This window comes from Moraxella sp. DOX410, from assembly GCF_032248735.1.
In the GTDB taxonomy this organism is placed as follows: Bacteria; Pseudomonadota; Gammaproteobacteria; order Pseudomonadales; family Moraxellaceae; genus Faucicola; species Faucicola tetraodonis.
In genome coordinates this window covers 183,471-205,370 of the sequence record NZ_CP135138.1, presented here as the reverse complement: position 1 = coordinate 205,370, position 21,900 = coordinate 183,471, and the positions used below count along the sequence as shown (strand labels likewise).

The 21,900-nt window shown below is 44.6% G+C and carries 17 protein-coding genes and 1 pseudogene; 6 read left to right on the top strand and 12 right to left on the bottom strand.

Annotated elements, in window-relative coordinates; translation table 11 throughout:
- Window positions 1–2 precede the first annotated feature (2 nt).
- From pdxJ to RNZ41_RS00910, 9 genes are all read right to left on the bottom strand, one after another.
- The gene (pdxJ, locus tag RNZ41_RS00950; protein WP_096489452.1) at window positions 3–752 is read right to left on the bottom strand and encodes a pyridoxine 5'-phosphate synthase; all 750 of its coding nucleotides are present in this window, start codon (window positions 750–752) and stop codon (window positions 3–5) included.
- Window positions 753–791: 39 nt separating this feature from the next.
- Window positions 792–1,547, bottom strand: a complete 756-nt coding sequence (gene recO, locus RNZ41_RS00945; protein WP_314027355.1) for a DNA repair protein RecO — start codon at window positions 1,545–1,547, stop codon at window positions 792–794.
- Between the two features lie 20 nt (window positions 1,548–1,567).
- The gene (gene era, locus RNZ41_RS00940) at window positions 1,568–2,617 is read right to left on the bottom strand and encodes a GTPase Era (protein WP_314027354.1); all 1,050 of its coding nucleotides are present in this window, start codon (window positions 2,615–2,617) and stop codon (window positions 1,568–1,570) included.
- A 115-nt stretch (window positions 2,618–2,732) separates the two neighbouring features.
- The gene (gene rnc, locus RNZ41_RS00935) at window positions 2,733–3,518 is read right to left on the bottom strand and encodes a ribonuclease III (protein ID WP_040403111.1); all 786 of its coding nucleotides are present in this window, start codon (window positions 3,516–3,518) and stop codon (window positions 2,733–2,735) included.
- 75 nt (window positions 3,519–3,593) lie between these two features.
- Window positions 3,594–3,986 (bottom strand): DUF4845 domain-containing protein, encoded by a 393-nt coding sequence (locus RNZ41_RS00930; RefSeq protein ID WP_083106410.1) that lies wholly within the window; start codon window positions 3,984–3,986, stop codon window positions 3,594–3,596.
- Window positions 3,987–4,093: 107 nt separating this feature from the next.
- Window positions 4,094–4,999 (bottom strand): signal peptidase I, encoded by a 906-nt coding sequence (gene lepB, locus RNZ41_RS00925; RefSeq protein WP_065253829.1) that lies wholly within the window; start codon window positions 4,997–4,999, stop codon window positions 4,094–4,096.
- An 8-nt stretch (window positions 5,000–5,007) separates the two neighbouring features.
- Window positions 5,008–6,813, bottom strand: coding sequence for a translation elongation factor 4 (gene lepA, locus RNZ41_RS00920; RefSeq protein WP_076774812.1), 1,806 nt, complete (start codon window positions 6,811–6,813; stop codon window positions 5,008–5,010).
- Between the two features lie 87 nt (window positions 6,814–6,900).
- A complete protein-coding gene (locus RNZ41_RS00915; protein ID WP_076774810.1) occupies window positions 6,901–8,049 on the bottom strand; it encodes an RNA-guided endonuclease InsQ/TnpB family protein in 1,149 nt (382 codons plus the stop codon).
- A 168-nt stretch (window positions 8,050–8,217) separates the two neighbouring features.
- Window positions 8,218–8,583, bottom strand: a complete 366-nt coding sequence (locus tag RNZ41_RS00910) for a zinc ribbon domain-containing protein YjdM (RefSeq protein ID WP_101964373.1) — start codon at window positions 8,581–8,583, stop codon at window positions 8,218–8,220.
- A 227-nt stretch (window positions 8,584–8,810) separates the two neighbouring features.
- Here RNZ41_RS00910 and ygfZ point away from each other — a divergent pair, with 227 nt between their 5' ends.
- Window positions 8,811–9,539 carry a CAF17-like 4Fe-4S cluster assembly/insertion protein YgfZ gene (gene ygfZ / locus RNZ41_RS00905; protein WP_100270793.1) on the top strand — a complete coding sequence of 243 codons (729 nt, stop codon included), beginning with the start codon at window positions 8,811–8,813 and terminating at the stop codon, window positions 9,537–9,539.
- 139 nt (window positions 9,540–9,678) lie between these two features.
- On the opposite strand, the gene RNZ41_RS00900 is transcribed toward ygfZ, so the two are convergent.
- On the bottom strand, window positions 9,679–11,031 hold the full coding sequence (locus RNZ41_RS00900) for a BaiN/RdsA family NAD(P)/FAD-dependent oxidoreductase (protein ID WP_314027353.1): 1,353 nt from the start codon (window positions 11,029–11,031) through the stop codon (window positions 9,679–9,681).
- 379 nt (window positions 11,032–11,410) lie between these two features.
- Between RNZ41_RS00900 and acs the strand changes: the two genes are divergently transcribed.
- Complete coding sequence (acs, locus tag RNZ41_RS00895) at window positions 11,411–13,360, top strand: acetate--CoA ligase (protein ID WP_314027352.1); 1,950 nt, start codon at window positions 11,411–11,413, stop codon at window positions 13,358–13,360.
- Window positions 13,361–13,598: 238 nt separating this feature from the next.
- Here the strand turns inward: acs and RNZ41_RS00890 are convergent.
- Window positions 13,599–14,586, bottom strand: a pseudogene (locus RNZ41_RS00890) (IS5 family transposase).
- A 119-nt stretch (window positions 14,587–14,705) separates the two neighbouring features.
- Here RNZ41_RS00890 and RNZ41_RS00885 point away from each other — a divergent pair.
- Window positions 14,706–17,081, top strand: coding sequence for an FdhF/YdeP family oxidoreductase (locus RNZ41_RS00885; protein WP_138018379.1), 2,376 nt, complete (start codon window positions 14,706–14,708; stop codon window positions 17,079–17,081).
- A gap of 300 nt (window positions 17,082–17,381) precedes the next feature.
- On the opposite strand, the gene RNZ41_RS00880 is transcribed toward RNZ41_RS00885, so the two are convergent.
- On the bottom strand, window positions 17,382–17,630 hold the full coding sequence (locus RNZ41_RS00880; protein ID WP_007115126.1) for an AMP-binding protein: 249 nt from the start codon (window positions 17,628–17,630) through the stop codon (window positions 17,382–17,384).
- A 267-nt stretch (window positions 17,631–17,897) separates the two neighbouring features.
- Between RNZ41_RS00880 and RNZ41_RS00875 the strand changes: the two genes are divergently transcribed.
- The 3 genes from RNZ41_RS00875 to RNZ41_RS00865 all read left to right on the top strand — a co-directional run bounded on the left by RNZ41_RS00875 (window position 17,898) and on the right by RNZ41_RS00865 (window position 21,862).
- Entirely contained in the window at window positions 17,898–19,007 is a 1,110-nt protein-coding gene (locus tag RNZ41_RS00875; RefSeq protein WP_036595305.1) for an S-(hydroxymethyl)glutathione dehydrogenase/class III alcohol dehydrogenase, read from the top strand.
- 42 nt (window positions 19,008–19,049) lie between these two features.
- Window positions 19,050–19,934, top strand: coding sequence for an S-formylglutathione hydrolase (gene fghA, locus RNZ41_RS00870; RefSeq protein WP_314027351.1), 885 nt, complete (start codon window positions 19,050–19,052; stop codon window positions 19,932–19,934).
- Window positions 19,935–20,074: 140 nt separating this feature from the next.
- Window positions 20,075–21,862, top strand: coding sequence for an FMN-binding glutamate synthase family protein (locus tag RNZ41_RS00865; RefSeq protein WP_314027350.1), 1,788 nt, complete (start codon window positions 20,075–20,077; stop codon window positions 21,860–21,862).
- Window positions 21,863–21,900 lie beyond the last annotated feature (38 nt).

Here is a 21,900-nt window from a genome sequence, read left to right as displayed (position 1 = left end):
AGCTAGGCTTTTGCTGTAAATGCTTTTCTCATTGCGCTCACCGCTTCGCTAAGTCCCATAAACACACTGTCTGCAATAATGGCATGACCGATGTTTAGTTCATGGATGCCATCAATATCAGCAATGGGTGCAACGTTGTCACGGGTAAGACCGTGCCCTGCATTGACCAGTAAACTTGCTTTTGCCTCGTGGGCATGAGTCACGGCTGTTTTGATACGGGTGATTTCATGGCTAATTTTAACTTGGTCATGTTGCAAACAATAGTCAGCATAAGCGCCTGTGTGTAGTTCAATGGCATCTGCCCCGAGCGCAATGCTTTTATCAATTTGTGCCAACTCTGGATCAATAAATAGTGATACTTGAGTGCCGACTTGATGTAACTGTTGAATCGCACTGGCTATTTTGTGCTGATTACCAATCACATCAAGCCCGCCTTCGGTGGTCAGTTCTTGGCGTTTTTCAGGGACAAAGCACACCCAAGCTGGCTTAACATCACAGGCTATCGCTACCATCTCGTCAGTGACTGCCATTTCAAGGTTCATACGAGTGGTTATGACTTTGGCGAGCCGATAAACATCATCATCTTGAATGTGACGACGATCTTCACGCAAATGCAGCGTAATACCATCCGCCCCCGCCTGCTCACAAATTAACGCACCTGCCACAGGATCGGGATACGCCACGCCACGCGCTTGACGCAAGGTTGCAATATGGTCGATATTGACACCAAGTAAGGGTTGATTGCTGGTCATGACATTCCCTATTTTGTCTATGATTGATACTGAGTAAGCTTATTGATATTGGGTAAGCTGCTGCCAAAGTTCTCGGCTTTGCAAGGTTTGATAATTGAGTAAATTATCCATCAAATGTCGGTGCATCGCACTGATGCTATTGACCAATTGTTTGGCTAAATCAAAATCTTGTTGCATCATTTGGTTAAACATCGTTTCATCTTGCAAACATTGATACCAAGTTAGCAGCTGCTCACCTGTTAATGCTATGTCGGTTTTATCCAAGGGTAAAACTGGCATAAATCCCTGCTGTAGTTGGTATTGATAATGCTGCGATAGGATTATTAAATCCCCTAACGCATCTTTAGCAAAATCGAACCCATAGCCTAATTGTTCAAACAATACATTTTCAAAGCGTCTTAAATACCACTTTAAACGGGTCATATCATATGGCGATTGCGCTGGGTCGACAAACAGCGTTGCCATGTTTGCAACGCACTGCTGGTATGCTTGCCATATCTCAGCAAACGGCTCTTCAACAGGCAATAGTTTTTGCAAAATCTCGTTAAGATACATGCCTGCATACAGGCTTTGTCCTGTAAGGGTAATGTGATTTTGCAAAATTTGGCTTTGACTAAAGGTTTTTAGGCTGTTTTTACCATTGCCAAAAAATTGTATGGGGACAAATAGCGGTAAGTTTTTTTTACCGATACCATGTACTACGCCCCATTCTTCACTAAACAGGTAAATTAAACTACGGCTTTCACCATACGGCTTCTGGTGCAGAATATAACCTGTTAGCAGTTGATTGCGCATAGTAGCCTTTAGCCTATAACCTAGTAGCCCAAGCTCGTTAGCGCACGCTCATCATCTGACCAGCCTTTTTTGACTTTGACCCACAGCGTTAGCATCACTTTTTTATCAAACATTTTTTCCATGTCTTGGCGCGCTTCGATGCCGATTTGTTTGATTTTTTCGCCTTTATCACCGATGACAATCACCTTTTGACCCTGACGCTCGACAAAAATCGTGGCATCGATGAAGGTCACAGCTTTACGCCATTTGCCTGTTTTTGGGTCTTGATGTGCGGGCTCATCCTTGAAGGTATCAATTTGTACGGTTAAATCGTAAGGAATCTCATCGCCCGATGCGCGCATCACTTTTTCACGAATGATTTCACTGGCTAAAAAGCGTTCTGAACGGTCAGTGACTTGTTCTGCATCATAGATGGGCGCTGCAATCGGTAAATGCTTACCGATGACTCGTACTAGCTCATCTAAGTTATGCGCACGTAATGCAGATACGGGCACGATATCACTAAATACTTGGGTATCATGCAGTTTTTGTAGTAGCGCGAACAGCTGAGACTCGTCCTTAATGGTGTCGCTTTTATTAATCACTGCAATCACAGGTACACCCAAATTTTGCACTTTGGCAAACACCAGCTCATCATCTTCCACCCATTTTAGGCTATCAATCACAAACAATACCGCATCAACGTCTGCCAAAGCCGAAGTTGCTGCCTTATTCATGCGCTCATTGATAGCGCGCACTTCGCGGCTATGGATACCTGGGGTGTCAACAAAAATCGCTTGTAATTGCTCGTTGGTCAAAATTCCCATAATGCGATGGCGGGTGGTTTGGGGTTTTCGCGAGGTAATCGACAATTTTTGACCCAACACATGATTCATCAATGTTGATTTACCCACGTTTGGACGTCCGACAATGGCTACATACCCCGTGCGAAAATCCACTGCGCGCACGGGCGCTGCTTCACTTTGCCCACTGAAGAATTGACTGATAACATCCTGGTTGTTGTCCGCTGATGGATTGTCGACAGCTGGGTCAGTGGTGGTTTGTTGGGTAGCGTCTGCTTGGTTAGACATAAAGTGGGATCTCAACATTGGTTTAAAGGGTACAAATTATTGTAGAATAGTTTTGAGCAAATTTCAGTAAGCATTTCAGCAAATTTGGGTGTTGACGTTATGGCAGGTCGGCAAATTAGCGCAGCGGGGGTAACAAATCACTGATTTTAGCCAGCATGGCTTCGGCGCAGCGCTGCTCGGCAATACGGCGACTTTCCCCTTGTGCTGTGACTAAAGCTTGGGTCGGTGCTATGGGTTTGGCGGTTTTATTGTCAAAAATAATTTCGACTTGGCAGCTGACCACAAAAATTTGATTGGGGGCATTGCCAATGGTTTCGGTCACTTCATAGCGGGGCAGCGCAAGTTGGTGTGCTTGCAACAGCTCTTGTAAACGGCTTTTGGCATCTTTTAGCACTTTTTGTTCTTTCACTTTTTCGAACAAATCTTCAAACCACGCCAGCACACAAGCCTTAACCGTATCAAAATTTTGACTATCAAGATAAATAGCGCCAATCAAGGCTTCAACGCTATCTGCCAAGATTGAGGCGCGCTGACGACCACCGCCTTTACGCTCGCCCACCCCTAAAATCAAATAATCTGACAAATTGAGCTGCTTTGCGATAATCACCAAGGTCTCTTCGCGCACAAGCGATGCACGTAAGCGACTGAGCCGACCTTCATTATAGTCGGGATAGCGCAAAAATAAGGCTTCTGCGATGATCACACCGAGCAATGCATCTCCCAAGAACTCTAATCGCTCATAATTGTGTTCGCTATCAAATGAGCGATGCATGAGTGCCATAATGGGTAAATTCACATTATCAAACTGATAACCCATTTGATAAAACAGCGCGGTTAATTGACGCACTTGTGGCGGTAGTTTTTTGAGATTAAAGGTGGGGATAGTGATTGGTAAATTCATCTGCTTCAAATTGTTAGAAAAGTATTCGCCAGTGAAATCATCACATGGCTATCACTTACTTAAGATTGGGGATAACTATTGCTTGGCGACTTTGGCATCTTCTGCGCTAATGGTATCTTCAAAGCGATTGACGATATCGACGTTACCAAAAAAGTTGTTTGCTTCATCGTATGTCAGTTTCACTGACATCGCACCTGGCGTATTATCCACCACTTCCACGACGTCCTCTGCCTTTTGGCTGAGACCGTTGATATGCCATTGGGAATTGACATTACCTAAAAACTCTTTGACACTTTCTTTATTGTCATTGGACTTTTTGAGTTCAAAAGCCAACGATTTTTTGAGTTGGTAGTGACCGACTTGGGCAGGGATAATAGCTAAACCGAGTTTGGCACACACGACGATGAGTACAATCATAATCACGATACCCGTTACGCTGGCGCCGCGCTGATGACTTGGTAGGTTCATGCCGTATTCTCCTTTTATCATCGCTCAAGATAGGTTAATGTAAGCTTTAGTTAATTAAATATTCTCAACAACAAAGGCTTTGATATCCAATTTTTTAAAGCAAGCGGTTAGTGTATTGCGCCATTGCGATTAAAGGTGGGTAGACTTAATCCACTGGCTTTGTGCGTCCACACATACACGGCTTTACCCGCTAAATTTTGATCGGGTACAAACCCCCAAAAACGACCATCAGCACTGCGATCACGGTTATCGCCCATCACAAAATAGTGTCCTTCAGGCACTGTTAGTTGCCATTGTTGACCTTGGCTTACCATCAATTGAGGTGAGGCTTGCTGCAAAAAGCTGGCATATTGAAACCAATTTTTGTCACCCAAATAGCGCACCAAATGTTGATGATTACTGCTGGGCGATTCTTGCACATACTGGGCTGTTTGTTCTTCTTGATTGCCCAGTTGCGCTGCTTGTTCAGCTGTTACAAGCTCACCAGTCTCGGTTTTACCTGGCGGATATAGCTGCGCTGTCATCTTAGGGTCAGGGGTAAAGTTTGCTGGCGTGGTCGCAATCGCTTTGCCATTGACGCTTAACTGCCCGTTGTTAAAACTCACCGTATCACCACCCACGCCAATCACCCGCTTGATATAATAAATTTTTGGGTTCTCAGGATAGCGAAATACCACCACATCACCATGCTGTGGCGCGCCCAAATCAAGCACCTTGGTATTGACCAGTGGCAAGCGGATACCATACGCGTATTTATTGACCGCAATAAAGTCACCCGTATACAGGGTTGGCACCATCGACGATGAGGGAATATTAAATGGCTCAATCAAAAACGAGCGCACCACCAAGACGATGGCTAAAATCGGAAAAAAATCATAAGCCCATCGCACCGGCGCAGTCGATTTCTCCAATCCTTTGCTTTGCTTTTGCTTTAGTACCAATTTATCCAGTAGCCAAATAGCGCCCAAAATCAAGGTCGCAGGGACAAGAATCAAATTAAAATCAAAATCCATACTTGCCTCTACGACTGGTTATCCACTTTTAACACCGCCAAAAACGCTTCTTGTGGAATCTCAACACGTCCCACTTGCTTCATGCGTTTTTTACCTTCTTTTTGCTTTGACAGTAGTTTTTTCTTACGTGACACGTCACCGCCATAACATTTGGCAAGTACGTCTTTACGCATGGCTTTGACAGTGCTGCGGGCAATGATTTGGCTACCAATCGCCGCTTGAATTGCCACGTCAAACATTTGGCGCGGAATCAATTCTTTCATTTTTTCAACCAGCTGATTACCGCGATAGCGCGCTTGCTCAGCATGACAAATCATCGCCAATGCATCAACTTTTTCGCCATTAATCAGCACATCTACCCGCACCAATTTATCTGTTTCAAAGCGCTCAAAGCCGTAATCAAGTGACGCAAAGCCACGTGACACCGATTTTAGACGGTCAAAAAAGTCCATGACCACTTCACCCATCGGAATATCAAAGGTCAACTGCACTTGCTGTCCCATAAACTTCATATCAACTTGGATACCACGACGCTCGATACATAATGTCATCACGTTACCCAGATAATCGGGTGGTACCAGAATGTGACAGCGCGCAATGGGCTCACGAAACTCATCAATCAGACCTGGGTCAGGCATTTTTGATGGGTTATCGATTTGGATAATCTCACCACTCCGTTTTTTGATTTCGTAGATAACGGTCGGGGCGGTGGTAATCAAATCTAAATCGTATTCACGCTCAAGACGTTCTTGGATGATTTCCATATGCAGCATCCCCAAGAAACCACAGCGAAAACCAAACCCAAGGGCATCAGAGGTATCAGGCTCAAAAAACAACGCAGCGTCATTGACTTGCAGTTTTTGTAGCGCTTCACGAAACGCCTCAAAGTCACTCGAATCGACAGGGAACATACCGGCATAGACTTGCGGCTTGACCTTTTTAAACCCTGGTATGCTATCTACATCTGGAGTTTTGGCAAGGGTAATGGTATCGCCCACAGGCGCGCCGCCAATGTCTTTGATACCGGCAATCACAAAACCCACTTCGCCGGCTTCTAAGATATTGGTCTCAAACGATTTTGGGGTAAATACCCCAATTGACGTGACAATATGCGTGCCTTTGGTCGATTTGATATGGATTTTATCGTCTTTTTTGAGCGTGCCTTGACGTACACGTACCAGTGACACAACCCCAAGATAATTGTCAAACCATGAGTCAATAATTAACGCTTGCAAAGGGGCATCACGGTCGCCTTCAGGGGCAGGAATACGCTCAACAATCGCTTGTAGCAAATCATCCACGCCCACCCCTGTCTTGGCAGAAACGCGCGGTGCATCCATCGCTTCAATCCCGATAATGTCTTCAATTTCTTGAATCACCCGTTCAGGATCCACTTGCGGTAAGTCAATCTTGTTGAGTACCGGTAATACTTCAAGACCTTGCTCAATCGCGGTATAACAGTTGGCAACCGACTGCGCTTCTACGCCTTGTGCGGCATCAACCACCAGCAAAGCGCCTTCGCAAGCTGCCAGTGAACGCGATACTTCATACGAAAAATCGACGTGCCCTGGGGTATCAATAAAGTTAAATTGGTATTTGTCACCGTTTGGGTGGTTATAATACAGCGTGACAGATTGGGCTTTAATGGTAATACCGCGCTCGCGCTCAATGTCCATCGAGTCAAGTACTTGCGCCTGCATTTCACGTGCTTGTAGCCCCCCACACATTTGGATAATGCGGTCGGCAAGCGTAGATTTACCGTGGTCAATATGGGCAATAATAGAAAAATTACGAATATGAGATAAGGCGGTCACAATTACCTACTAACAAAAAAGTATATGATTAAATTTGTAGAAAAATAGCCTTATTGTAACGTATTTTTCTACAATCACCTACTGAATTTATTGTGACAGCTTTTGGGAGGTCTTGACTTCCTCCCCTTGCTTTAGCAAGGGGATTCCTTCTACAAGACGGTCAAGCCCGACCGCAAGAATGTTCTTGGCGGCATTAATATCTCTATCATGCCATGTGCCACACTTAGCACAAGTCCATTCCCTTATTCCAAGCGATTTTCTACCTTTCGGACTATTGTCGGTGATTTCACCACAACACGAACATCGCTGGGTCGTGTATCGTTCATTCACGATTTCAAAACGGCAACCTGCGTTCTCGCATTTGTAGGTCAGTTGTCGTTTCATTTCAAACCAACCAGCATCGTAAACCGATTTGGCTAGTTTGCCTTTTTTGTTGTTAAATTGATTGGTTTTAACGTCACCCACCACGATTAGGGCATTGTCTTTGACTAATTGGGTGGTGAATTTGTGAATTAGGTCTTGCCGTGTATGTTTGATTTTGGCATGGATAGCCTTTACACGTTTTTTGTTTTTGGCTCTTTGAGCAATGGCTAAATCTTTGGCGTATTTGAGCGTTTGCTTGATAGTAAGTTTGTCACCGTTTGATGTGGTAGCACTTTCCTTTAAGCCTAAGTCTATGCCTACGCTACCTGTACCACATTGCTGTTTTGGGTATTCTTTGACGGTGACACAGGCATACCAACGATTACGGCTGTCTTGCACGACCTCAAGGGTGTTGATTTGGTATAGGCTAAGGTTGTAGCTGTCCCATAAGTCGATGATAAGTTTTTGCCCTTTGGCTAGGCTTAGTTGCAAGGTGGATTTTAAGCCCTTTTTACCAGTTTGGTGCGTGGCAATATGCTTAATGGCAGATTGTTTAAATGGTAGCCACCCTAATGATTTACGCTTAGAGTTTGAGTGGTTAGTGCGCCAGCTAAGTTTAGCCTTTTTGAATTGCTTTCGAGCTTTGGCGTGGGTTTCATTAATGGCTTGAATGGTCTGACTGTGTAAGCCTAGTAGTTCACCGCTACCTTTGGTGTAGTCGTTTAGGTCATAAGCACTAAAGAATTTGCCGGTTTTTTGTAGGTGCTTATAACTCAAGTCATTGACGTAGTTCCATACGAAATTCACCGAACCGCTTAGACGGTTCAGTTGGTCTATATGTTTATCTCGTATGCGTAGCTTGAGTGTTTTCATGGGTTTATTTTAACACATTTAGCAAAATTTTGTGCGTAAGCATGGTTACGGAGTTGCCTTATATCCACCGCCTGAAGTCGGTGGTTTTACGGCAACAGAGGATAAGCTTTGGGTGTCAATATCTGTTGCATACCCAAAGCCCCAAACAAAGCCCAAACCCTCCCCAAGCTAGGCTTTTTTGACGACGCTGGATTTGAGTTTCATCGCGCCAAAACCGTCAATTTTACAATCAATATCATGATCATCGGGCGCATCATGGAGCAGGCGAATGGATTTGACTTTAGTGCCAACTTTAATGGGCGTGCTTGCGCCTTTGACTTTTAAGTCTTTAATAACCGTCACACTATCCCCATCTTGTAACACATTGCCGACGGCATCTTTAATAATTTGTTCGCTGGCTGCTTCGGTTTCGCCCGCTTGCCATGCCTGCTGCTGTGCTTCAAAGCCACATATCGGGCAAATCAATAAATCGCCATCTTGGTACGTATAATTTTCTTTACACTTGGGGCATGGGGGACAGGCAGGTAAACTCATAGCACACGCTCAATTATCTGAAAAAAAATTTAATAGTCGTCAGGTAGTGTATTGTACGCGATAAGTCACCTCAATAATAGTAATCAGCTAGCACAGACAAACCCGCTGACAGATGACCTAGTAACAGCATTTAGTCAAGCAGAACCTAATAAAGCATGATTGCAGTCCGAGCCCAATTGTGCAAAACTTTGATTATAATTTTTTTAGCCAATAAAAAGAGAGACACCATGACAAATTTCGTCGTCTTTGATATAACCGGTGCCGATGCCCAAAAATTCTTGCAAGGACAAGTAACCTGCAACGTCACCAAACTCAGCGATCAATTCCAAGCGACCGCGATTAGTAATCTCAAAGGGCGCGTTGCGTTGGGTATTTGGATTAGAAAAATAGCGGATGACGCTTACCAAATCGTCATCAGCCAAGACTGTGCCGATGAGTTTGCCAAGCATATCAAAAAATATGCGGCGTTCTCAAAACTCACCCTATCAGCCCCACGTGATATTTTTGCGGTTGTTGACAATGGGGTACCTAGTTTTAGCGAGTCAGACAATGGCACTGACACCGACGCTAATCGCAAAGCATGGCAAAAAGCAAGTATCGCTACAGGCAATTACTGGATTGTCAAAGCCACCGCAGGCTTGTGGCAACCCCAAGAGTTGCGTCTACACCAACAAGGCGGAGTGGACTATGATAAAGGCTGTTATTTAGGTCAAGAAATCATTGCGCGGTTATATTTTAAAGCCAGCCCAAAAGCTTGGCTCCACCGCGTAGCAGGTACCGGTGATGTACCTAATGCAGGTGAAAAAATTGGCAACGTGGATGTGGTCAATAGCATTGCCACTGACACAGGTTTTGAAGCCTTGGTCGTCGGGCGTCCCGATGATATTGCCGCCAGTAATCTGACCATTCTTGAGTTACCTCAAGCACTGCAACAACCGGTTGCCCGCCAACACTAAACACCTACCAAACTTGATTAAAATAATTGCGTTAAAATAAATCGGTTAAAATAAAAAAGGCATTTCGCTGATGCCTTTTTTAACCGTTTTTTTAGGTTTATCAATACCTAACCCATTTCAAACCTAAACCATTTTATAACTAAACCACTTCGCCAGCCACAAACCCGCTTGCCCAAGCCCACTGAAAATTGTAGCCACCTAGCCAACCAGTAACATCGAGCACCTCGCCGATAAAATACAAATTCGGTTGTAACTGACTTTGCATGGTTTTTGAAGAAACTTTATCAGTAGCAACGCCACCACGGGTGACTTCAGCTGTACGATAACCTTCAGTGCCTGATGGCGTCAAACGCCAAGCATTGAGCTGCTCACCGAGCTGCGCTAACTTCTCGTCTTTGATATTGGCAAGCTCAGTCTCAGCCATGTCTTGCCACAATAAATTTTGCAAAGTAGCCACCACTTTTTTAGGTAGCGCCGCCGCGCCTATGTGGTCATTTAGTACGGTTCTGATCAGCTGTTTTGGGTGCTGTTTTTTTTGCTCAGCTAAAAATGCTGCCATATCAAGGCTTGGGAATAAATTGATAAAAATCGGCTCGCCCACGTGCCAATAATTCGATAGCTGTAACATCGCAGGCCCGGATAAACCGCGATGGGTAAATAGCACGGGCAACCTAAAACTGATACGCTCGTTAAACGCAATGACCTCAAAACTAACCCCCGATAACGATTTAATCGCATCGCCAATCTTATCGGTAAAGGTAAAGGGTACGAGTCCTGCCGATGTTGGCACAATGGTATGCCCAAATTGCTGCGCTACTTGGTAACCAAACCCTGTCGCACCCATGGTCGGAATTGACAGCCCGCCTGTGGCGACTACCAAGGATTGACAAGTTAAGATTTGCTCGCTACTTTTTTGATTGGCTTGTTGATTAGCCTGTTGATGAGGCTGTTGACTAGCTGGTTGATTGACCGTTAAAACAAACCCCGTATTATCGGGTAACGCTTGGATTTGCTGGATGGCGGTTTTTAATTGAATGGTTACTTGATTGGCGCGGCATTGGGTCAGCAGCATTTGCAAAATATCATTGGCAGAGTTATCACAAAACAGTTGTCCATGCTCACGCTCATGATAGGGAATCTGATACTGGCTAACCATGCCAATAAAATCCCAATTTAAATAGCGTGACAATGCTGATTTGCAAAAGTGCGGATTGCTACTTAAATAATGCTTGGGCTCAATGTCATAGTTGGTAAAATTACAGCGCCCACCGCCACTCATAAGGATTTTCTTGCCCGCTTTATTGGCATGATCTATTACGAGTACACGCCGTCCGCGCTTGCCCGCTGTCAATGCACAAAATAGCCCTGATGCCCCTGCTCCGATGATGATGACATCATATGCAAAAGCGGACGGTGCGCTGGTTGACCCAGCGTGATTTTGAGCCGTGTCAATCTTTGGTGAAGTACTTGGTGAAGTATGTTGTTGCTGCATAATAACCGCTATTTATTACGTAAAAGACGAAAGTGGAATCCGCTTAGAATCAAGATTTTTGCCCAAGATCTGAAAAAATATCCCTAAAATATCTTGAGTAACATTGCAAAATTTGTGATTTTTTGCCAAACTAAGGAAAAGGCACTCTAAAATCAAGGATTAGATTGTATTGCATTTTCATAGTGAGCGGACGTTTATTGATGGCTCGTTTCATGGCTCTGTTGATAGCCCGTGTTACTGCCAGCTTGTCAATGTTAGTTTATCAAGGTGAAAATGTTGTTTTTTAAGTTAAGCCCGCTACCTATTTGAGCCGTTTGTCAGTTCGTAGCCAGTTAGCGTATTACCCCACCAACCTACGAGTCACAACAAGGAATGTTTTATGAAGAGCTACCCTCATAGCGCTGAATTTGCCGCTAAAGCCAACACCACTCCCCAAAAATACGCCGAGACCTATCAAGAGTCTGTGGAAAATAACGAAGCGTTTTGGGCAAAACGCGCTGAATGGATTGATTGGATAAAAAAACCCACCAAAATCAAAAACGTCAACTATGACCTAAACAATTTTAGCATTAAATGGTTTGAAGATGGTGAGCTTAATCTATCGGTCAACTGCCTTGACCGTCATGTGGCTGAAAACCCTTACAAACCTGCGATTATTTGGGAAGGCGACCACCCCTCACTTCACAAAATTATCTCATACAAAGAGCTACATTCAGAAGTATGCCGCCTTGGTAATGCACTGCGTCGTAAAGGCGTCAAAAAAGGCGACCGCGTCACTATTTATTTACCGATGATTCCTGAAGCGGCAGTTGCGATGCTGGCTTGTGCGCGGATTGGTGCGGTTCACTCACTGGTATTTGGCGGATTTTCAGCAGAGAGTCTAGCCAGCCGTATCATCGATAGCCAATCAAAAATTGTCATCACCGCTGACGAATCTGTGCGTGGCGGCAAACATACGCCGCTTAAACAAAATGTGGATCGTGCGCTAGACCAGGACGGTACCGAATGTGTTGAAAAGGTCATTGTGGTGTACCGTACCGGTGAATCCATTCCAATGAGCGGACGCCGCGACATTTGGTATCACAACTTAATCGACAATGCGTCGGAAGACTGTCCACCAGAACCAATGAATGCCGAAGACCCGCTATTTTTACTTTACACCTCAGGTTCAACTGGCAAGCCCAAAGGCGTGGTACATACAACGGGTGGTTATTTGACCTATGCCCTATCCACCTTCCGTGATGTGTTTGATATCAAAGACAATGACGTATTTTGGTGTACCGCGGATGTAGGCTGGGTCACAGGTCACACCTATGTGGTGTATGGACCGCTTGCCAACGGCACAACGACCGTGATGTTTGAAGGGGTGCCACAGTACCCAGATTGGGCGCGTATCGGTCATATCGTTGATAAGCATGACGTTACCATCTTGTATACTGCGCCAACCGCCATTCGCGCGATGATGAAAGAAGGTGATGATTACGTTCGTAAATCAAACCGTTCTAGCTTACGTCTATTGGGCTCGGTGGGTGAACCTATCAATCCTGAAGCTTGGAACTGGTATTATAAGGTGGTGGGCGAAGGTCGTTGTCCGATTGTTGATACTTGGTGGCAAACTGAAACCGGCGGTATTTTGATGGCCCCAATCCCCAATACGGTTGATCTCAAACCAGGCGCCGCGATGAATCCACTGTATGGCATCAAGCCAGCGATTGTCGATGCCGAAGGTACTGAATTAACGGGCGCTGCCGAAGGCAACTTAATCATCAAAGACAGTTGGCCAGGTCAAATGCGTACCATTTGGGGAGACCATAAACGCTTCTTAGAAACTTACTTTAGCACCTATCCAGGCGCTTACTTCACAGGTGATGGTGCCCTGCGCGATGAAGACGGTCATTATTGGATTACAGGTCGTGTGGATGATGTCTTAAACGTCTCTGGGCATCGCCTAGGTACAGCAGAGATTGAAAGTGCTTTAGTATCGCACCCTTCAGTCGCTGAAGCGGCGATTGTGGGTATGCCGCATGAGCTTAAAGGACAAGGCATTGCCGCTTACGTCATCTTAAAATCAGACGAAGAGCCAAGCGAGATGCTCAAAGGTGAAATCAACCGTCATGTCCGTAGTGAGATTGGTCCAATCGCCAACTTAGATTCGCTCTATTTGGTCGAAGCCTTACCAAAAACGCGCTCCGGTAAAATCATGCGCCGTATTCTGCGTAAACTTGCCGCGCATGAATTTGAAGGTTTAGGCGATACCTCAACCTTGGCAGAACCAGAGGTGGTTGATAACCTTATCAATGTGGTTAAAGCCGATAAACAACCCGCTTAATTTCTGCCCAAAATTGAAAAAACGTCTGTAGTTACAGGCGTTTTTTCATGGTTTTTTAATTGTTAGAGACCTTTGCACAAACCAGCGACTATCTCTCGACACCAATTTCAAACTCAACTAAAAACTGGAATTGGTGTTAAAAAAGCGAAAAAAGTCACCGAATTGGCATAAAAGTCTCCTAAATTGCAGTAAATTAACGTCTATTGGCTAGTTTTGCCAACCAACAGACACAATAATCCTAAGATAGTCCGTATTTTCGCTTCAAACCTAGGGCAGTTTTTAAATTATGCACAATGCTAGCAAGCAATGTACGGGTATGAAATTGCATTAAGCCAAGATGACGAGCCTTGCTCATCCCATAATTTAAAATGACCGAATACCCGTTCTACCGTATTTCTGGTTTGGCTCTTTTGGGTATTGGTACGTTTCTGTTGTTCGGTAAGTGGTGTATTACGCCATGCCCTATCATGGATATGATTGTTGATAGGCGGTTCATGCTCGGCAAGATAGTTGTCATGGGCTTGGCTTTTATACGCACTGTCGGCGTAAACGGCAGATTCATCACCTGTTAAAAGCGTGGTAAAACATTGTGAATCATGGACATTGGCTGGGGTAGTTTGAATCTTTTTGACAAAGCTGTCTTCATCACAATTAAGATGGATTTTAAAGCCGTAGGTGGTTTTTACTTTGCCTGTGCTGTCTTTTTTACTGACGTATGCAGCTTCGTTATCTTGGGTATTGTCGGTATGTTTGCCTTTTTTAGCTCGTTTGTTTTTGGCTTCAACGATACTGGCATCAATGATGCTAACACTGCCTGCTTTGATGATGATATTTTGCTCGGCTAGTTGCTCATTGATTTGGTTGAATAAGGGTTCAATGAGTCAAAGTTCACCTAAGTGTTTGTGGTATCGCCAGATGGTGCTGTGGTCGGGTACGTTATCGGTAAGCGATAGACCAACAAAGCGACGAAATAGTAAATCTCTTGCCAGTTGTTTTTCCATGGCTGGGTCGGATAGGTTATAGAGTTTTTGTAGTAGTAAGATTTTAAACATGATGACAGGGTGAAAGGCACTTTCGCCACGGTCACTGCTATGAACGTGGCGTAAGGTTTGCTCGATAGTTTGCCAGTTGATTAGGTTATGTAGTTCATCTAATTCTTTGATGGCTTTGTGAGCGTTAATGAGACTGTCTGCTAGGGAGAGTTGCCCTGTTTGTTTCCATGCCATATTGGTATCTTTCGCTATCTGGTTAATTTTACTTTATTATATCAATTTTACAAACTTTTGTTTATTTGTTCGTGCAAAGGTTTCTAATTTATCTCTCCTCAAATATTTTGGAAAACGCCATGCGATTAATGCAACCCTTCCATACGTTGACGAATCAAATTTTTGACTATGTCAATCTTCCTCATAGTTTGACTCATACCACCGATTTGAACCAAACCGATAATAAACTTGATGCGCTTATTACGCCATCTGGGGGTTGGGGTGCGTTGATAGCCGTGCAAGGTAATATGCGAAAGCAGCAGGCATTGACCCGTGCGCCAATCACATTATTAGACCTAAATCAGCCATTTGGCACTAAGTGCCCAAGTTGTGCATTTCCAAACGGCAAAAAAAAGCCCATTAATTTTTGTGAAAATGGGGCTAAAGCAACGGCATTTGAAACCACCAAAAAAACCGTGACGGCTGATTTTTTTGCCAAATATACCGTCACTGAACTGCTCGCGCAAAGTGATTATTTCTTGGAAAACCAAGGACGCTTGACTGAGCCTATGCAGTACAATGCGGCGACTGATAAGTACGAACCCATCGAATGGGAAGCTGCTTATCAGTTGATTGCCAGTCATCTCAATCGATTGGATGACCCGAATGAAGCTGTCTTTTATACCTCTGGTCGAGCCAGTAATGAAGCGTCGTTTTTGTATCAGTTATTTACCAAATGCTATGGCACGAACAATATGCCAGATTGCTCCAATATGTGCCATGAAGCAAGCAGTGTGGGGTTAAAAGATAGTATCGGCTTAGGTAAAGCAACCATCGTAATGGATGACTTTGAGCATTGTGACAGCGTGTGGAGTTTTGGGCATAATCCAGGTACCAATCACCCACGTATGCTAGAAACATTGGCAAATGTCGCTGAGCGTGGTGGCAAAATCATTGTGATTAATCCGCTTAAAGAGCGGGGACTTACCCGTTTTCAAGATCCAAAACGCCCAAGCCAAATGCTGACAAATGGTAGCACGCCACTTAGTCACTATTTTTTCCAGCTAAACATTGGCTCAGACTATGCGTTAATGACGGGCATACTCAAGCATTTAGATAATTGGGATCGCGAGGCACGGGATAACGGTAAAGCCGCTATTTTTGATCATGACTTTATTCAAGCCCAGACCGTAGGCTTTGATGAAATGATTGCAGGGGTAAGGGCGACCGATTGGCAAACCATTTATCATATTACAGGGTTAGACGCGCAGCAAATTGAGCAACTAGCCCAGCTTTATCGAGAGAGTAAACGTCCTATTTTAACATGGTGTATGGGCATCACCCAGCATCGTCATGGTACGGACAATGTGCATATGTTGGCAAATTTAGCCTTGGTTATGGGGCATATTGGCAAGACAGGGACGGGACTTGCGCCGATTCGTGGGCATAGTAATGTTCAAGGTAACCGTACCATGGGTGTATGGGACAAGCCTTCAGATAAGCTACTTGATCAAATCGACAAAGTTTTTGGCATTAAGTCCCCTAGAGCGCATGGCTATAACGTTGTAGAGACCCTTGAAGCCATGCAACAAGGCAAGGTTAAAGTATTTATGAGCCTAGCGGGCAATTTTGCAGTGGCAACCCCCGATAAAGCACGTACAGAAGCGGGTATTCGCGGCTGTGAGTTAACGGTACAGATACAGACCAAGCTCAATCGTAGCCACTTGATTCATGGTAAAGAAGCCATTATTTTACCTTGTTTAGGACGAACTGAAATTGATAAGCAAGGCGACAATAACCAATACATTAGTATTGAAGATTCCATGTGTAATGTGGTGTTGTCACAAGGAGCGCGTCAGCCTGTTTCACATAAATTGCGCGCTGAAACTGAGATTATCGCAAGTATCGCTGCGGCTACACTTAGGCATAGCCCGATTCGTTGGGCTTGGTATGTAGAAGATTACGACCGAATTCGTAATGACATTGCTAAAGCCATTGAAGGCTTTGATAACTTTAACCAAAAAGTCTATACCAAACAAGGCTTTCATCTACCGCATCCTGCCAACCGTTATGAATGGCAGACCCAATCTGGTAAAGCCACCTTTTTCTTTACACCGTTAACCGAGATTTATGCAGATAAATTGACGGCTCAGCCCGATGATTTATTAACACTAACCAGTATCCGTTCTCATGACCAATTCAATACCACCATTTATGGGTTGGATGACCGCTATCGCAACGTTTTTGACACGCGGCAAGTAATTTTTATGAATGCTGATGATGCTGATAGATTGGATTTAAAAGCAGGTGATAAGGTGACTATCCAAAGTGAATACGGCGATGGTATTGAGCGAAAAGTCACAGGCTTTCAAGTCATTTTGTATGATATCCCTAAAGGCAATCTAGCCATGTACTACCCTGAAGCCAATCCACTGATTGCGATGACAGATTTTGATAAAAAATCAGGCATGCCTGCCTTTAAAACCGTGTCGGTTAGGCTGAAAAAATGTGCTTAATAATCATAGGGTTGCTTAAAAAACCCTATGGATGATTGTTAAATGTAAAAGTATCATTGAATAAAAAAGTGATGATTGAAAAAACAGGCTGAAAAGTTGATAAAATAGTGACAAGTGATTTACACTAGCCATCAAATGCCCAGCCTGTTCTAGTCTATCAGGTTGCCCCAGCTTATCTAAGCGCTTGTATTAAGCGGTTGTATAAAGAAAAATGGCGTAAAAAGCGGTAAAAAGCCCTATTGATCAATCAGTCGTAATTGAGTCTTTTGAATTTTGCCAACCGCGGTTTTGGGCAATTGTTCAATAAATGCATAATGACGTGGGCCTGCCTGTGGTGCCGCCTGTGTATTGAATAAAGGCAACATCATCCAGTGATTTATTTGGCGGTTGATAAGGTAAATTTTGAGCAGCTGTTAATACCTGACTTAAGCGTAACGGCTGATAGTTGTTGTCAATTTGGTAAGGTGCTACCAGTTTTTTGACATATTTGACGCCAAGATTGACAAACTTGCCTTTAACGCCTAGCAAATCACCCAACGTGATAATCACTACTCTTTTAACGGGCGTTTTATCGATGACTTTTTGTAAGGTATGGGCAAAATTTTCTTGTTAAATATTTTTAAAAATCCAATTCAAATTTTTAATTTTAATGATGATTTAATTAAACCCAATTGCTTACAATTTCAAGCTTAATCATGCGATAATTGGTTATGTTATAATGCCGACCAAAGGCATTTTTAATAAAACCAATATAACAAGGATAAACCGATGACAGATATGACTGCGGCCACAGCGCCATTAGATTTTAGCAAACCTATCAAATCGCGTGCTGCGGTAGCTTTTGCTGCGGGAGAACCATTACAAATCGTCGAAATCGACGTTGAACCACCGCGTAAAGGTGAAGTACTCGTCAAAATTACTCATACGGGCGTTTGCCACACGGACGCATTCACCTTGAGTGGCGATGACCCTGAAGGGGTTTTTCCAGCGGTTTTGGGTCATGAAGGCGCAGGTATTGTGATGGCAGTCGGTGAAGGGGTAACCAGTGTACAACCTGGTGATCATGTCATTCCGCTGTATACGGCTGAATGTGGTGAATGTTTATTTTGTAAAAGTGACAAAACCAATCTATGCGTCGCGGTGCGTGCCACCCAAGGTAAAGGCGTGATGCCTGATGGTACTACCCGTTTTAGCTATCAGGGTCAGCCAATTTATCATTACATGGGCTGCTCAACGTTTAGTGAATATACTGTCGTTGCTGACGTATCGCTTGCCAAAATCAATCCTGAAGCCAATCCTGAGCAAGTCTGTCTATTAGGTTGTGGCGTGACCACAGGACTAGGTGCGGTAAAAAATACCGCTAAAGTACAAGAAGGCGATAGCGTCGCGGTGTTTGGGCTTGGCGGTATTGGGCTTGCTGTTATTCAAGGCGCCAAACTTGCCAAAGCAGGCCGCATTATTGCGGTTGATACCAACCCCGACAAATTTGAGTTAGCCCGTGAGTTTGGCGCGACCGATTTTGTCAATCCAAAAGATTATGACCAACCCATTCAACAAGTGATTGTTGAGATGACAGGTTGGGGTGTGGATCACAGTTTTGAATGTATCGGTAACGTCAATGTCATGCGCTCGGCACTTGAATGCGCGCATCGCGGTTGGGGTCAAAGCGTAATTATTGGTGTCGCTGGCGCAGGTCAAGAGATTGCCACTCGTCCGTTCCAACTAGTGACAGGTCGCCGCTGGTTAGGCTCTGCATTCGGTGGGGTGAAAGGTCGCTCACAACTGCCAGGTATGGTGGAGCAAGCCATGCACGGTGATATCCAACTGGCACCTTTTGTCACCCATACCATGGGGCTTGAAGATGTTAATACCGCATTTGATTTGATGCATAAAGGTGAGTCCATTCGTTCAGTGTTGCATTACTAAACCATTACCAAACTTGGCATTATAAAGAATGGGAAATTCACCATGAAAAAAATTGAATCGCATAAATTGCACGGTGGTGACCTACAAGTGTGGCAGCATACCAGTGCTACCACACACACGGAGATGAAATTTGCCATCTATTTGCCACCCAAAGCCATCGCCCATGAAGCAGCCAAAACCACTGAAACAACAGTTCAAAAATGTGCGGTGCTGTATTGGCTATCAGGGCTGACGTGTACTGAGCAAAACTTTATTCAAAAATCTGGGTTTGCTGAGTATGCCAGTCGTCACAACGTGATTGTGGTAGCACCCGATACCAGTCCTAGGGGTATTGATATTAGCGGTAATGATGTGCCTGATGACAGCGCTTATGATTTGGGGCAAGGGGCAGGCTTTTATGTGAATGCCACCCAAGCGCCTTGGGCAACGCATTTTCAGATGTATGATTATATCGTCGATGAGTTGCCTAATCTAATTGAACAGCATTTCCCAGCCAGTGACCAGCGCAGTATTTTTGGTCATAGTATGGGTGGACATGGCGCGCTGATGATTGCCCTACGCAATCCGCAGCGCTATGCCAGCGTGTCGGCTTTTTCACCCATCGTCGCACCGTCACAAGTGCCTTGGGGACAAAAAGCCTTTAGCGCTTACTTAGGCGATGACCAAAGCACCTGGGCAAACTACGATAGCTTAGGGTTGATGAAACAGTCTGCGCATAGCAAAAAATTACCGCTATTGATTGACCAAGGTAGTGGGGATGAGTTTTTGGCTGAGCAGCTCAAACCTGAGCTTTTTGCGCAAGCTGCCAAGGATGCCAATTATCCGATGACGCTGCGTATGCACGACGGTTATGACCATAGCTACTATTTTATCAGTAGTTTTATCGCTGACCATTTTGCTCACCACGCCGCTGCCCTTCAAGCTTAATCACACAATCACTTGTCACACCACCTTGCTGACAAGTGATTGACCATTTTGTAATCGCATTACCCCCTCCGACATTTAAAATAACCACAAATTTGCGATGATTATTTTGTCCGCGATCCTATCTGATAAGGAAGATTGTCATGGTTGACAAGCGCACTGATATCACGGTAACCCCTACCCATAAAGAGCCCTATTTGCAAGGCGTTGTGTTTCGCTACAGCGTGTTTGTCATTGCCTTTGCTATCCTTGCGTTGGGGATTGTGCTACTTAAATGGTGGCTGATAGTGATTGGTCTGGTGGGCTTTGTGGTGGGCATTTATGATTTGATACAAGTCCACCATGCCGTCTTACGTAACTACCCAATTTCGGGACATATTCGTTATCTATTGGAAGAGTTTCGACCTGAACTGCGCCAGTATTTGATTGAAGATGACCAAGCCGCCGTGCCGTTTTCGCGCCAGCAGCGTGCGCTTGCTTATCAACGTGCCAAAAACGTCAGTGATACCAATGCCTTTGGTACCTTAGAAAATCTATACCAGTCTGGCAAAGAATGGTTTTTACAATCCACCCTTAGCTACCCCCTCAAAGAAACCAATTTTCGTATTATGGTGGGCGGTGAACGATGCCTGCAGCCCTACTCGATGTCGGTGTTTAATATCTCTGCCATGAGTTTTGGCAGTCTTTCAGCCGCGGCAATCGAAGCGCTCAATCAGGGCGCAAAACTCGGTGGATTTGCTCATGATACAGGTGAAGGTGCGATTAGTCCGTACCACAAAAAACACGGCGGCGATTTGATTTGGGAGCTGGGTACCGGGTATTTTGGATGCCGTAATCACGATGGCACGTTTAGTCCCGAAAAATTCGCTGAGCGCTCGCGCATTGAGCAAGTCAAAATGATTGAAATCAAGCTGTCGCAAGGGGCAAAACCTGGTAAAGGCGGGGTATTGCCCAAAGAAAAAATCACCCCCGAAATTGCCGAAACCCGTGATGTACCGATGGATGCAGACTGCGTTTCCCCAGCGAGCCACTCAGCCTTTACCACCCCGCGTGAAATGGTGCAGTTTTGGCAACAGCTGCGTGAACTGTCAGGGGGCAAGCCGGTTGGTTTTAAGCTGTGTGTCGGACAGCCTTGGCAGTTTATGGCGATTGTCAAAGCTATGATTGAAGCAGATAATTACCCTGATTTTATCGTGGTTGATGGTGCAGAAGGCGGTACAGGTGCTGCGCCTGTTGAGTTTATGGATAATGTTGGCATGCCACTACTCGATGGCTTTTTGCTTGTGCACAACACACTGGTGGGTGCGGGGGTGCGTGACAAAATCAAAATCGGTGTCAGTGGTAAAATCATCTCTGCCTTTGATATCGCTCGCATGCTAGCGCTAGGTGCAGATTGGTGTAACTCAGCGCGTGGCTTTATGTTTGCGGTGGGCTGTATCCAATCACGCGCGTGCCATACCAACAAATGCCCAACTGGGGTTGCTACCCAAGACCCGTATCGTCAACGGGCATTACATATTCCTGATAAGGCACAGCGGGTCTATAATTTTCATAAAAACACGCTTAAATCATTGGCAGCGATTGTCGGTGCGGTAGGTTTAAAACACCCAAAAGATTTACAAGCGTATCATATCGCCAGACGCCTGGAAAATGGGCAGATTAAGCTATTATCCAAGTTTTATTATTTTACGGAACCTGGCGTGTTACTGGATTTATCGGCGCGCTCAGATGTTTTTAACCAAATGTGGGTCATGGCAAATCCTGATAGCTTTTTGGCAAATAATGAGGCGTTAATTGCTTACAATCACGATGTACGTCACGCCCATGAGCACAACGAAAAGCGCTTTAATGAAGGTAATTACCCTGAGCGTATCGACAGCTTCGATGAAACTGCAAATAGCTATTATACCTACGATGATGACCCTTCTTAATACTTTTCCACAAAAAAACCGCTAACGATTAGCGGTTT

Coding starts and splice junctions, on each gene's coding strand:
- pdxJ (WP_096489452.1), bottom strand. CDS start 752: ATGACCAGCAATCAACCCTTACTTGGTGTCAATATCGACCATATTGCA.
- acs (WP_314027352.1), top strand. CDS start 11,411: ATGAAGAGCTACCCTCATAGCGCTGAATTTGCCGCTAAAGCCAACACC.
- RNZ41_RS00930 (WP_083106410.1), bottom strand. CDS start 3,986: ATGAACCTACCAAGTCATCAGCGCGGCGCCAGCGTAACGGGTATCGTG.
- era (WP_314027354.1), bottom strand. CDS start 2,617: ATGTCTAACCAAGCAGACGCTACCCAACAAACCACCACTGACCCAGCT.
- recO (WP_314027355.1), bottom strand. CDS start 1,547: ATGCGCAATCAACTGCTAACAGGTTATATTCTGCACCAGAAGCCGTAT.
- ygfZ (WP_100270793.1), top strand. CDS start 8,811: ATGACAAATTTCGTCGTCTTTGATATAACCGGTGCCGATGCCCAAAAA.
- RNZ41_RS00915 (WP_076774810.1), bottom strand. CDS start 8,049: ATGAAAACACTCAAGCTACGCATACGAGATAAACATATAGACCAACTG.
- fghA (WP_314027351.1), top strand. CDS start 19,050: ATGAAAAAAATTGAATCGCATAAATTGCACGGTGGTGACCTACAAGTG.
- RNZ41_RS00910 (WP_101964373.1), bottom strand. CDS start 8,583: ATGAGTTTACCTGCCTGTCCCCCATGCCCCAAGTGTAAAGAAAATTAT.
- rnc (WP_040403111.1), bottom strand. CDS start 3,518: ATGAATTTACCAATCACTATCCCCACCTTTAATCTCAAAAAACTACCG.
- lepB (WP_065253829.1), bottom strand. CDS start 4,999: ATGGATTTTGATTTTAATTTGATTCTTGTCCCTGCGACCTTGATTTTG.
- RNZ41_RS00900 (WP_314027353.1), bottom strand. CDS start 11,031: ATGCAGCAACAACATACTTCACCAAGTACTTCACCAAAGATTGACACG.
- RNZ41_RS00865 (WP_314027350.1), top strand. CDS start 20,075: ATGGTTGACAAGCGCACTGATATCACGGTAACCCCTACCCATAAAGAG.
- RNZ41_RS00885 (WP_138018379.1), top strand. CDS start 14,706: ATGCGATTAATGCAACCCTTCCATACGTTGACGAATCAAATTTTTGAC.